Origin of the sequence: Bacillus sp. Je.9.29.b, from assembly GCF_051129925.1 — a bacterium.
GTDB lineage: Bacteria > Bacillota > Bacilli > Bacillales > Bacillaceae > Bacillus > Bacillus safensis.
The window spans coordinates 1-13,725 of sequence record NZ_JBCPSO010000006.1 but is presented as its reverse complement, the minus strand read 5'-3'; the positions used below and the strand labels follow the sequence as shown (position 1 = coordinate 13,725).

Annotated in this window: 10 protein-coding genes; 9 read left to right on the top strand and 1 reads right to left on the bottom strand. The window is 42.8% G+C overall.

Translation table 11 applies throughout. The features are described from left to right. Positions 1-108: 108 nt before the first annotated feature. The 9 genes from AAZR19_RS12970 to AAZR19_RS12930 all read left to right on the top strand — a co-directional run bounded on the left by AAZR19_RS12970 (position 109) and on the right by AAZR19_RS12930 (position 12,803). Positions 109-2,358: an FAD-dependent oxidoreductase gene (locus AAZR19_RS12970; RefSeq protein ID WP_434703423.1), complete on the top strand. Its 2,250-nt coding sequence runs from the start codon at positions 109-111 to the stop codon at positions 2,356-2,358. Beyond that, positions 2,355-4,514 (top strand): assimilatory nitrate reductase catalytic subunit NasC, encoded by a 2,160-nt coding sequence (nasC, locus tag AAZR19_RS12965; RefSeq protein WP_434703421.1) that lies wholly within the window; start codon positions 2,355-2,357, stop codon positions 4,512-4,514. The genes AAZR19_RS12970 and nasC overlap by 4 nt, the downstream gene beginning before the upstream one ends. 69 nt (positions 4,515-4,583) lie before the next feature. Then, complete coding sequence (gene nirB / locus AAZR19_RS12960; protein ID WP_321161008.1) at positions 4,584-6,995, top strand: nitrite reductase large subunit NirB; 2,412 nt, start codon at positions 4,584-4,586, stop codon at positions 6,993-6,995. A gap of 23 nt (positions 6,996-7,018) precedes the next feature. Beyond that, positions 7,019-7,342, top strand: a complete 324-nt coding sequence (gene nirD / locus AAZR19_RS12955; RefSeq protein WP_056767019.1) for a nitrite reductase small subunit NirD — start codon at positions 7,019-7,021, stop codon at positions 7,340-7,342. A gap of 66 nt (positions 7,343-7,408) precedes the next feature. Beyond that, entirely contained in the window at positions 7,409-8,110 is a 702-nt protein-coding gene (locus AAZR19_RS12950) for a DUF421 domain-containing protein (protein WP_434703419.1), read from the top strand. A gap of 88 nt (positions 8,111-8,198) precedes the next feature. Continuing rightward, positions 8,199-9,173, top strand: a complete 975-nt coding sequence (locus AAZR19_RS12945; protein WP_434703418.1) for a pectinesterase family protein — start codon at positions 8,199-8,201, stop codon at positions 9,171-9,173. Between the two features lie 127 nt (positions 9,174-9,300). Beyond that, on the top strand, positions 9,301-10,785 hold the full coding sequence (gene dacB, locus AAZR19_RS12940; RefSeq protein WP_434703416.1) for a D-alanyl-D-alanine carboxypeptidase/D-alanyl-D-alanine endopeptidase: 1,485 nt from the start codon (positions 9,301-9,303) through the stop codon (positions 10,783-10,785). 25 nt (positions 10,786-10,810) lie between these two features. Beyond that, on the top strand, positions 10,811-12,178 hold the full coding sequence (locus tag AAZR19_RS12935; protein ID WP_434703414.1) for an MATE family efflux transporter: 1,368 nt from the start codon (positions 10,811-10,813) through the stop codon (positions 12,176-12,178). A 64-nt stretch (positions 12,179-12,242) separates the two neighbouring features. Beyond that, complete coding sequence (locus AAZR19_RS12930) at positions 12,243-12,803, top strand: CatB-related O-acetyltransferase (protein WP_226014540.1); 561 nt, start codon at positions 12,243-12,245, stop codon at positions 12,801-12,803. A 20-nt stretch (positions 12,804-12,823) separates the two neighbouring features. Here AAZR19_RS12930 and AAZR19_RS12925 read toward each other — a convergent pair whose 3' ends face one another. Then, positions 12,824-13,723 carry a BclA C-terminal domain-containing protein gene (locus AAZR19_RS12925; protein WP_434703411.1) on the bottom strand — a complete coding sequence of 300 codons (900 nt, stop codon included), beginning with the start codon at positions 13,721-13,723 and terminating at the stop codon, positions 12,824-12,826. Positions 13,724-13,725 lie beyond the last annotated feature (2 nt).

Sequence of the window (13,725 nt, the reverse complement as noted above, 5' to 3'; positions counted from 1 at the left end):
AGTATTATGTGAGAAAAATTGACATGAATAAACACTTTTTTACAAGTGTGTGCCATAATCAATCCATACAATGTGCTCGAGCAAGAGGCTTAGAAAGGTTGATTTCAGATGGCAAAACGCAAACTTGTGTTTATCGGAAACGGCATGGCGAGTATGAAATGTATCGAAGAGATCATTCAAAAGCAGCCAGAACATTACGCCATAACAGTCATTGGAAAAGAGAAGCACTCTGCCTACAATCGAATAAAACTTTCGTCGATTTTACAAAAAAGCGAATCATTAGCTCAAATTGAACTAAAGGATAAAGAATGGTACACCGCGCATGACATCACATTGTACAAAGGAGAATCAGTTGTACATATCGATACAAATCGAAAGTGTGTCATGACAGATGCACGCCGGGAAATTCCCTATGACAAGCTCGTCATTGCAACAGGTTCATCGCCGAATTTTCTTCCTATTCAGGGTTTGTCCAAAAAAGGGATATACGCTTTTCGGACAATTGATGATTATGAGGCCATTTGTGCGGATGCGGTGCATTATCAACAAGCAGCAGTGATCGGAGGCGGCGTGCTTGGTGTGGAGGTAGCAGCTGGTCTGCAGATGGCGGGGCTGGAAACCACCATTATTCATCATACGGAGCGGCTCATGCAGCGACAATTAGATGAAACAGCCGCCGGATTATTACAGCGACAATTCACGCGAAAAGGCATTCAGGTGAAAACGAATGCCCATACCATTGCATGCTTAGGCGGTGAGAGGGTAGAAGGCGTTCTATTGAAAAACGGCGACATCGTGGATGCTGATCTTGTAGTTTTTACAACAGGTATCCGTCCGAATATACAGCTTGCAGAGAATCATGGCATACACACGAGAAAAGCCATTGTTGTCAATGACGTGATGGAGACAAATACCTCGAATATTTATGCGATTGGAGAATGTGCAGAGCACCAAGGGATGGTGCATGGCCTTGTTCAGCCCATTTATGAACAAGCAAGCGTGCTCGCTAAGCATCTTTTAGGGGAAAAAATTACACATACACCAAAGCCCATTTACTCAACAAAATTAAAAGTACCTGATTTGCCGATTTATTCTGCTGGATGTATTGAACATCATTCTCCGTTTATGTCAGCTGTGACTTATTTAGATGAAGAGCAAGAGGTATATAAAAAATTCGTCTTTGAACGTGAGGCGCTGGCAGGTATTTTATTTGTCGGAGAGCTGGAGAATGCCGATCAGCTTTTGCAAGATGTGAAAGTGGGACGTGATAAAAGTGTGGTCATGCAATCCCTTCATGAAAAGCAAGCATCCCCAATAGATTCATTAAAAATGGAAGACCTCGTCTGCCAATGTCAAACCGTTACAAAAGGGACGATTTTAAAAAGCATTTCGGTTCATCAGCTCACAAACTTAGAAGAGGTGAAAAAACAGACAGGGGCAGCAACCGGGTGCGGCGGGTGTCAAGAGCTCGTCCGTGCTTGCTGCCAGTTATCATCACATGAACAAACGGAACCGCAGGCCTTTTTTTGTCCATGTACAGAAGTAGATGAGCAGACTATTTTTTCGTTTATTAAAAAGCAGCAGCCGGTGAATGCTGAAGAAATAAGAAGACATTTTCAATGGAAAACGAATCACGGCTGCGGCATCTGCCGGCCGGCCATTCAATACTATCTCGAGCAATTTCAAGGATCGGTGGAAAAAATCGGCGCTGCTGAACAGGAAGACATGTTGATTCCTCAATTATATGGAGGCCGGCTTGATCTGGATTTTTTGAAAATCATTACGTCTTTGTTAGAGAACAGGCTGATTGAGCAGGCAGAGCTGACAAAGCATAAACGAATACGGCTCATCGGTGTGTCAAAACACGCAGCACAAATCGTCAAAAATCATTGGCCAATTATGCCCAATGAGAAAAAAAGACTATCTCATATCCTTTCATGCGACTGCAGTGATCCAGCTGTCACGTCACTTGTGATGGAGCTGGAAAGACAAGTGGAAGATACACTTTTACCAGCTGTCACCTCCATTCATATCACCGGTGCTTCCTGCACGTGTAAACTTGCTCCAATTAATGACATCTGTCTGAAAAAGCAGCTGGGTGAATGGAACATTTATATAGGAGGCCAGCTTTTTTACACCTTGGCTCATTCAAGTGAGCTTATTCCTTTTTTAAAAGCGCTGCTTGAAGAGTATAGAAAAAATGCTTACTTTCAAGAATCCATTGGTGATTGGCTGTCACGGCAAGGAAACATTTCTATTCGAGAAAAGTTGCTTGATGAGGAAATAAGAGAAGAGCTCTGTGCGCAATTTGACCAAAGCAGACAAGAAAATGTAAGTCATAAGGATGTGAAGGTATGAGTCAATCTTTTTTACAATATGCCCAGCAAAAATCAAAGCAGGAAGAACAAAAGCGAGTGTTCCCAGCCCAATGTCCTTTTTGCAGTATGCAGTGCAAAATGCAGTTAATCGAGCAGCATGTGGAAGGACGAACACGCTACCAAACGATTGGTGTACACAATCCAACTACGCACGGAAGACTTTGCATGAAAGGACAGCATGCACACCAGCACGCGCTTCATAAAGATCGCCTGAATCACCCGCTGATCAAAAGAAACGGACAATTTGTAAAAGCGACATGGCAGGAGGCTCTCGAAGAAATCAAAACAAACATAGAAACCCTTCAGCTGTCGCATGGCCATGATGTGATCAGTGTGTACGGAAGCGCATCAATTACAAATGAGGAAGCGTACTTACTCGGGAAATTTGCAAGAGTGGCGCTGAAAACGAAATACATCGATTATAACGGCAGACTATGTATGTCTTCGGCAGCAACTGCCGCAAATCAAACATTCGGACTTGACCGTGGCCTGACCTTTCCTCTAAGCGACATCAAGCATGCGCGGGTGTTGATATTGGTTGGAACGAATATAGCGGAATGTCAGCCAACCTTCCTGCCCTACATTGAAGAGGCAAAAAACAATGGCGCATTTCTCATCGTCATTGATCCGCGCAAAACTCCGACAGCCCAATTAGCCGATTTACATGTCAGCCTAAAACCAGGGTCAGATGCCGCACTGGCAAACGGCATATTGCACATCATGCTGCATGAGCATTTAATCGATGAGTCATTTATTCATCAACGAACATCAGGTTTCCAAGAACTAAAGGAGCATATCTCACGTATCTCCCTCCCAGACGTTGCTGAGCAAACTGGCGTGACGATTGATGTGATGCAGAAAATAGCAAAGAAATTTGCACAAGAAAAGACAGGCATGATTTTTACAGCAAGAGGCATTGAGCAGCAAATAGACGGTACAGCCTCTGTGCGTAATTTCCTGAATATTCTGCTTGTTACCGGGAAGATCGGCCGCTTTGGATGCGGCTATGGCGCAATAACCGGCCAGGGAAATGGCCAGGGAGCAAGAGAGCATGGGCAAAAAGCAGATCAGCTTCCAGGATATCGAGATATCTCAAATTCTGCTCACAGAAAAGAAATGGCTGAACGATGGAACATTGATGAAAAAGAACTCCCAGGAAAGGGCGTGTCTGCTTTTGAGATGTTTGAAAAAATGGAGGCAGGTGAGATCAAAGCGCTCTTTTTAATGTGCTCAAATCCTGTCCAATCAGGGCCGAACGCGCACTTGGTTCAGCAAGCCATCAAGAACTTGTCCTTTTTTGTTGCCGTTGATTTATTTATGTCTGAGACAGCTGCGCTGGCAGATGTAATTTTACCTGCTTCGTCATATTTAGAGGATGAAGGTACCGTGACAAACGTAGAGGGGCGCGTTACGCTTAGAGAAGCAACATATCCACTTAAACACCAAAGAAAGCACGATTGGCAAATCATTTGTGAAATAGCAGCTGTATTAGGCAAAGGCAGCCATTTTTCCTTTTCATCCGCAGAAGAGATCTTTGAGGAAATAAGAGCCGTAACGAAAGGTGCAAAGGCTGATTATTCAGGCATAACCTATGAAAGGCTGAGGAAGGAACAAGGCATAAGGTGGCCTTGTACTCATTTAGAAGATCCGGGAACTGAAAGATTATTTGAACATGCATTCTCACATTCTGACAGTTTAGCGAAGTTTGCCGTCGTCACACATGGAAAAAAGGCTGCAAAGGAACCCGTCAGTCAAGAATACCCTCTTTATTTAACGACCGGCAGGGTGATGGCTCATTACCAAACAGGCGTTCAAACAAGAAGGAGCACCTCTCTTGTTGCCAGACAGTTTGAAGCATATGCAGAGCTTCATCCTGACACAGCGAAAACGTATGGACTTCAGCATGGTGAGCTCGTGACCATCAAGTCAAAAAGAGGAAGTGTCATCATCAGATGCCGCATATCAGACACCATTCGAAAAGATACCGTATTTGTTCCATTTCACTGGAGCAAACATCAATCAATTAATCAATTAATTGATGATCAACTAGATCCGCAAAGTAAAATGCCAGGCTTTAAATATTGTCCTGTACAGCTGTCAGCCGGCGTGAATGAAAAACTATGTGAGAAATTTTAACATGTATTTTCCATCTATGTTTAGATTATGGTACTTTCTAAAAAATGATCACATGAGGGGTGTTTTATCATGAAAGAAAAACTCGTATTAGTGGGGAACGGTATGGCCGGCATTCGAAGCCTTGAAAACATTTTAAAAACAGACGGCGAACGTTTCGACATGACGGTATTTGGGACTGAACCGTATCCTAACTATAACCGAATTCTTTTATCGAAAGTGCTTCAAGGGGATACGAAGGTCGAAGATATTACGTTAAACGATTGGAACTGGTATCAAAAGCATGATATTCAACTGTTTACAAACGAGACCATAGTGAAGATCGATACAGAGAACCAAACAGTCACCAGTGATCAAGGACGGACCGTGCATTATGACCGATTGATTTTAGCAACAGGGTCACTTCCATTCATCCTGCCAATTCCAGGGAGTGATAAAAAAGGCGTGACGGCTTTTCGTACATTGCAAGACACTGAGGAAATGGTCAATGCCTCTACTATGTACAAAAAAGCAGCAGTCATCGGAGGCGGACTCCTTGGGCTTGAAGCAGCACGCGGTCTATTAAACTTAGGCATGGAAGTGAATGTCATCCACCTCGGCTCTCATTTAATGGAACGCCAGCTTGACCCTATTGCAGGCCAGCTTCTTCAAAAAGCATTAGAGGAACAGGGGATGAAATTCCTGCTTGGAAAACAGACAAATGAGATTTTAGGAGATACAAGAGTAGAAGGATTATCATTTTCAGACGGCACTACACTTGAGACAGACCTAGTCGTCATGGCTGCGGGAATTAAACCAAGTAAAATGCTTGCAGAAATAAGCGGGCTTGAAGTGAACCGTGGGATTATCGTCAATGATTTTATGGAAACAAGTGTCCCGGGCATTTATGCCGTCGGAGAATGTGTGGAACACAGGGGACAAACGTACGGATTAGTTGCTCCTTTATACGATCAAGCGACTGTACTTGCCAAGCATGTATGCGGCTTGAACCCTGCTCCATATGAAGGCTCTGTTCTGTCAACACAGCTGAAAGTATCAGGAGTTGATGTATTTTCAGCTGGTGATTTTATTGAAAACGATGAGAAAAAAGCGATTAAGATTTTTGACGAACAAAAAGGCATCTATCAAAAACTCGTCTTCCAGCAAAACCGATTAGTAGGCGCCGTCATGTTTGGAGAAACAAGCGACGGACCTCGTTTATTCTCGTACATTAAAGAAGGAATAGATATGTCGGATATGGAGAAGGTATCTGTCTTAACCTCCAATGATCCCGCGCAAGAAAGCACAATTGACAGCATGGCAAACGACCATATTGTTTGCGGCTGTAATGGCGTGTCAAAAGGGCAGATTGTGGAAGCCATTCAGAAAGAAGGCTTAACAACGTTTCAGGAAGTCAAGCAATGTACAAGTGCCTCACGATCTTGCGGAGGCTGTCAGCCTGTTGTTGAAGAGATTCTTTGGCATACGCTAGGTGAGGATGCAAGCCGGACAGCCCAAAAAGAAACCATCTGCGCCTGCACTACTCTTTCACGAGATGAAGTCATTCATGAAATCAAAGAAAAAGGCTTGCAGCATGTCAAAGAAGTGATGAATGTACTTGACTGGAATACAGAAGAGGGCTGTTCAAAATGCCGCCCTGCACTGAATTATTATTTAGGCATGCTTCATCCACTTGAATACAAAGATGAAAAGAGCTCACGCTTTGTAAATGAACGCATGCATGCCAATATTCAAAACGATGGCACCTATTCAGTTGTTCCGCGAATGTACGGCGGCGTCACCAATGCAAATGACTTGAGGAAAATAGCCGATGTCGTCGACAAATATGAAATACCGCTTGTGAAAATGACTGGCGGTCAGCGTATTGACCTTCTAGGTGTCAAAAAAGAAGATTTACCAAAAGTGTGGGCGGATCTAGATATGCCATCGGGTTATGCATATGGAAAATCTTTAAGAACAGTTAAAACATGTGTTGGAGAACAATTTTGCAGGTTCGGCACGCAGGACTCCATGGCTCTAGGAATTGCACTGGAAAAGAAATTTGAAGGTCTTGCGACACCGCATAAAGTAAAAATGGCCGTCTCTGCTTGTCCGAGAAACTGTGCAGAGTCCGGAATTAAAGACCTCGGTATTGTGGGGATAGATGGAGGGTTTGAATTGTACGCCGGCGGTAATGGCGGCACACACCTGCGGGCTGGAGATTTATTAATGAAGGTCAGTACAGCAGAAGAAGTAGAGCAAATGGCCGCAGCATACCTGCAATATTACAGAGAAACGGCAAATTATTTAGAAAGAACCTCTGCTTGGGTTGAGCGACTTGGGTTAGATCATATTCAATCAGTACTCCTGGATGATGAAAAACGAGCAGCCTTAATCGAAAGAATGGACATTGCGCTTTCAACATATGAAGAGCCTTGGCAGGAGCTTCGCGAGAGCCAAAAAGACACGAGACAATTATTTCAAAAAGCGACGGCTTCCGTATAAATCAATTGAAGGGATGAGATCATATGACAGTTTCAGTTGTTAAAGTTCACATTGGCACCCTATCAGATTTTCCGCTCCAGCTAGGAAAAACAGTTGAAGCTGGTCCACTTGAATTAGCTGTTTTTCAAACCTCTAATAAGCAGTTCAAAGCCATTGAAAACCGCTGTCCACATAAAGGCGGCGTTCTGGCTGAAGGCATGGTCAGCGGCAATCACGTTTTCTGTCCAATGCATGATTGGAAAATTGATCTTTCATCAGGAAACGTGCAAGCACCAGATCACGGATGCGTTAAAACATATGAAACATTCGTTGAAGGGGACAATGTCTTTATTTTATTGCCTTCATAAATGGTTTAGATCCTTCCTTTCATGTACATGCTGTATATAATTGCAGCAAGAAAGGAAGGAATTTTTGTGCCGTTCGTTAATATTTTGATTGAACTATTAATCGGATTTTTCGCTTTATTTTTTATTACAAAATTATTAGGGAAAACACAATTTGCACAAATCACACCGTTTGATTTTATTTCTGCATTAATTTTAGGCGAAATGGTCGGAAACGCCATTTTTGACCCAGAAGTCACGGTTCAGCACATTTTATTTGCTGTTGCAGTATGGGGCGTACTTATTTATACAGTTGAATGGCTTTCACAGCGCTTTAAATCCATTCGTGCTTTTTTAGAAGGAAGACCTACTCTTGTAATTGATAAGGGGAAGATTCACTACAACCGATTGAAGAAAAATATGCTTGATATCAATCAGCTGCAGACACTGGTTCGCGCAAAAGGCCATTTTGCTCTGAATGAAATTGAATATGCCATTTTGGAAACGGACGGTTCTATCAGTGTTCTTCCGAAAATGAAATACGCACCAGCCACAGCAGAAGATGTGAACGTGAAGGGAAAAGAAGTGAAATTGCCTAGAACATTTATTATTGACGGCGAAATTTTAAAGGATGATTTACAAGAAGCCGGCTTTGATGAATCCTGGCTGAATAAGCAATTAAAAAAGCAGCATATTTCCTCTTATCGAGATGTTCTCTTTTGTGAATGGATTGAAAATGAAGGGATTTATGCGATGCAATATGAAAAGTCTAAAAAAACATCCACAACATAAAAACGTGGGTGTTTTTTTGTGCGTGTATGGAATAGGATCAAAAAGAATGTTTGATGAAAACGTTCACAAAATGAGGAGGAGATATGTGATGAAATTTAGAAACGTATGGATGGTCATGGTCTTGTCTTTCTTTCTTTTTGACCCAGCTTCACTTCAAGCATCAGAAGCCGGGCATAACCGCGTTCTTGTCGTTGATCAAAAGGGAAGCGGGACATACCGCACCGTTCAGTCTGCCATTAATGCGATTCCAGCAGACAATCAACAACCGGCAACGATCTATATTAAAAATGGCGTATATAAAGAAAAAATTCTGCTTCCGCAAAATAAACCACACGTATCGTTTATTGGCGAAAACCAGCACAAGACGATCCTTACGTATGATGATACAAATGCAAGCACTGGCAGTACAACAAACAGCTCAAGCACAATGATTCGTGCAAACGATTTTTATGCAGAAAATATCACCTTTCAAAATACAGCTGGCAGACATGCGGGTCAGGCAGTTGCACTGTATGTGTCTGGTGACCGGGCTGTGTTCAAACAAATACGTGTGTTAGGCTATCAAGATACACTTTATGCAACAGGCACAGGGCGGCAATATTATGAAAACTGTTATATTGAAGGCACGGTCGATTTTATTTTTGGATCAGCCACAGCTGTGTTTAAAAGAGCTGAAATAAAAAGTCTTGGAAATGGGTATATTACTGCAGCATCCACAACAGAAGCGCAAAGGTACGGCTATGTATTCATGGACTCTACGCTGAAAAAGGGGACGGCAACTGCGCAATCGGTTTATTTAGGACGTCCGTGGAGACCTCATTCGGCTGTAACATTCCTCCATACAAAAATGGATGATCATGTGAAAGCAGAGGGATGGCATAACTGGGATAACCGTGACAACGAAAGAACGGCCAGGTACAAAGAATTTGGATCGACAGGAGCGGGAAGCAGTCCAGCAAACCGTGTAAAATGGTCGACCATTTTAACCCAAAATGAAGCAAGTCAAATGACGGTTCAGGCTGTTCTTGGCGGAGCCGATGGCTGGAATCCAGAAAAGAGGTAAAGGGCTTGTCAGTTTTCGTCAAAGAAAGCTGACTTTTCTGTTTAAAAAACCTTTGAGAACAAACGTTCTTTTGTGTATAATGAACATATTCTTCTAAAATTGGCTGCAACAATAAAGGAGGGATTGCGTGAAGCGTTTTTCACAGCGCATGTTTTTACAACTATGTATCCTGTCGATTTTATTTCTTCCTTTTTCAGCGAAAGATGATCAGCTCACAGCTCGTGACGATTCACTGACTTGGATGACCGCTTTAGACGAATTCATACGAACAGCACCTGATTTAGAGGGCGCGATCTCTGGCATCAGCGTCCGCGATACTTCTGACACCTCTCTTCTTTATGAACATCAAGCCGATATTCGTCTTACTCCTGCTTCTAATATGAAACTGCTCACATCAGCCATCGCACTTGATATACTTGGAGAAACACACACATTCCCTACAGACATCTGGATGGATGGTTCCATTCATAAGAAAACGCTACATGGCAGCCTTTATCTTCGTGGCACCGGCGATCCAACTTTATTAAAGGAGGATTTTGCAACACTTGCCAAACAAGTCAAAAAGGCCGGAATACATACCATTCGCGGACAGCTTGCGGCAGATGACACTTGGTTTGATGACACGAGATACTCCATTGATCTGCCTTGGAGTGATGAGGATCAATATTACGGGGCACAAATTTCTGCTCTCACGGCTTCACCGAATCAAGATTATGATGCAGGGACTGTGATTCTCGAAGTAAAACCAGGAAAAAAAGCAGGACAGAAAGCCGCATATGATATGATCCCGAAGACGGATGTCGCTCAAGTCATCAATCAAGTGAAAACAGTTCCAGAAGGCGGAAAAAAGAAAATTTCTTTTGAGCGCTCTCACGGAACCAACAAAATTACGTTGACTGGGACTATTCCGATTAAAGCAAGCTCATCTAAACAATGGGTAGCTCTATGGGATCCGTCCGCTTATGCTTTAGACTTAATGAAACGAGCGTTAAAGGCGGAAGGGATTCAAGTAAAGGGACCGCTGAAATCAAAACAAGTTCCTAAAAAAGCCAAAAAAATTGCCTCCCATACATCGATGCCATTATCAGAGCTGCTTGTTCCTATGATGAAATTAAGCAACAATACCCATGTAGAAATTTTGCTAAAGGAACTAGGGAAAAAAGTGAAGAACAAAGGGAGCTTTGAAGCTGGTCTGGAGGTCATGAATGAACGGCTTCCTGCGTTTGGCGTTGATCCTTCGCTTGCAGTGCTGCGTGACGGATCAGGGATATCACCTATTAACCTTGTCTCTGCTAACCAGTTCACTTTATTTTTGACAAACATTCAAAAGGAAAAATGGTTTAAAACCTATGAACATGCGCTCCCTTTAGCAGGGGCAAGTGAACGAATGGTGGGGGGCACGTTAAGGAACAGATTGAAGGAACCAGCTACACTAGAAAAAGTACGTGCAAAAACAGGGTCGTTAACAACGGTCAGCACACTATCTGGATATATTGACACGCAGGGCGGAAAAACGCTCGCTTTTTCCATCTTGTTAAATCACCTTGTTGATGACGAAAAAGGGAAAGAGATAGAAGACCGTATTGTCAGCATATTAGCTGAGAATCTTTAGATTTAGAGAGAGAAGGAGAACCATCATGACGTTAGATAACAATCAATCTTTAGTAAAAACCATGTCCATTTTTCTCATCCCGCTTTTGCTAAGCAATATTTTGCAATCGATCGGACAGTTAGTGTCCATTGTTCTTGTCGGAAGATGGATTGGAGAGGATGCAGTAGCTGCCATTTCTGCATTCTTTCCACTTTTCTTTTTACTCGTTTCTTTTTCCATTGGCATTGGATCGGGAAGCTCGATCCTTATTGGACAAGCGTATGGGGCAAAAAATGAACAGAAATTAAAAGAAATCATTGGCACAACGCTTTCATTCACTTTTTTGATCGGCGTATCTTTAGCGATCATTGGAGGGTTTTTCGCAACAGACATCTTAAACCTCATGGGAACACCCGCTAATATCGTGAAGGAAAGTGCGGCATATGCCAGAATTCTATTCATCTCAATGCCGATCTTATTTCTTTATTTTGTTTATACGACCTTCTTGAGGGGAACAGGGGATTCGAAAACACCTTTTTATTTCTTAATGATTAGTACGGCAACGAATATTTTGATGCTGCCCATTTTATTATTTGGCTGGCTGGGACTGCCGGCGTTCGGCTTATATGGCGCTGCGTATGCTTCTGTGATTTCAACAATTGTGACGTTTATCATTCTACATATCTACTTATATAAGACAAAGCACCCGCTTCGCATTGATTCATCGGTGAGAAAGCATTTATTGATGAAAGGGGATCTATTAAAAACGTTATTAAAGCTCAGTATCCCATCAAGCATTAATATGATCCTCATTTCTTTATCAGAAATTGCCGTTATTTCTTTCGTCAACGATTATGGATCACAGGCGACAGCTGCCTATGGTGTTGTCAATCAAGTCGTAAGTTATGTGCAGATGCCGGCAGTGAGTCTTGGTATTGCGGTCTCGATCTTTGCAGCACAATTCATTGGTGCAGGAAATATGAATCGACTGAAAGATGTCATTAAAATTGGGTTAGGTCTTAACTTTGCCATAGGCGGATGTATCATTATTTTCGTTTATATTTTTGCACCGCAGATTTTATCTATCTTTTTAACAGATCCTAAGACGATAGACATTGCCTATAGTTTGGTCGTCATTACACTATGGAGCTATCTCATTTTTGGAACGGCCCAAATTGTTGCAGCCACAATGAGAGCAAGCGGGACGGTTCTTTGGCCGACGATCTTTAGTATTTGTTCCATTTGGCTTGTAGAAGTACCAGTCGCTTATGTGCTATCACACTATACATCTCTTGGCATTAAAGGAATATGGATTGGCTACCCAGCTGCTTTCTTTGTGAACTTACTCCTTCAATACAGCTACTATCAGCTCGTATGGAAGAAAAAACAAATTGTCTCGCTTGTTCAATCATAATGTGAAGGCGTAAAGCAGCATATACATACGAAGATCTCTCACTTTTAAGGAGGCCGGATCTTCTATGTTTTTGAATCAAAGAAATGAACTGAGCGCGCACAATATCGGTGACTTTTCTTATGCCGGGCCAGATTTCCAAGTGCTGACGTGGGGGGAAGGAACGACATTACATATTGGGAAGTTTTGTTCTATCGCAAACGAAGTGAAAATTTTTCTAGGCGGGGAACACCGTACTGATTGGGTCACAACGTATCCGTTTAATCAAATTTTTAAAGAAGCTGCCCATATTAAAGGACATCCCAAATCGAAAGGGGATGTTCATATTGGACATGACGTATGGATTGGATATGGTGCGACGATTATGTCAGGAGTATGTATAGGAAACGGGGCCGTGATCGGGGCAAATAGTGTGATCACAAAAGATGTGCCGCCATATGCAATTGTCGCAGGAAATCCCCAGCAGCTCATGAAATATCGATTTTCATCCGAAATAATCGAAAAACTGCAGTTATTAGAATGGTGGAATTTAGAGTTTTCAATCATCCAATCTATTTTTCAACTTTTACAATCTCATGATATCGAACGTTGTATAACTGTAATAGAAGATATAAAAAAGAAAGGCTGAGAAAGCCTTTCTTTTTTCGTTTAACTTAGCCGTATGATGGTCAAGGCTGCTCCAGCAGCACCACCTCCGCCAACTAAAATAGCTGTGACAACCGCCCCAAAAAACTGCAGTGAGATGGTATTACCAGCTGTTAAATTAACAATAACAGTGTTGTTGATTAATGAAGTTGAGATAACAGGTGATTGAACAGAACCTGAAATAGTAGTTGTTCCATTTAAAAGCAAACGTGTATTAATCAAAAGAGCTGTAGTGGTGTTGATTTGATACGTAATATAATATTTACCAGTTTGCAGAACGGTAAAAACAGTACTTGTGCCGTTTGCTGTAAAACCAGTAATGTTTTGAAAGTTTGGCAAAGGAATATTCGTTCCTCCTGCTACAGTAACGATGGTAGGGCCAGAACTATTAGCAGCATAAAGTGCTGTATCTGTAAAACCACCTGTTCCAGTAGCCCCAGTGACACCAGTGACACCTGTCACGCCAGTAGGACCGGTAGCTCCAGTGATACCCGTTGCCCCGGTAGGACCTGTAGCTCCAGTGATACCTGTAGCTCCAGTAATACCCGTGACACCAGTAGGTCCGGTAGCTCCGGTAATACCCGTGGCGCCAGTAGGTCCAGTAGCTCCTGTGATGCCCGTTGCGCCAGTAGGTCCAGTAGCTCCAGTAATACCCGTGACACCAGTAGGTCCGGTAGCTCCGGTAATACCCGTGGCGCCAGTAGGTCCAGTAGCTCCTGTGATGCCCGTTGCGCCAGTAGGTCCAGTAGCCCCAGTGATACCCGTTGCGCCAGTAGGTCCAGTAGCTCCGGTAATACCCGTGGCGCCGGTAGAGCCAGTAGCTCCGGTAATACCCGTCACACCAGTAGGACCTGTTGGTCCAGTAATACCCGTTGCCCCCGTAGTTCCAGTTGAACCGGTGATAC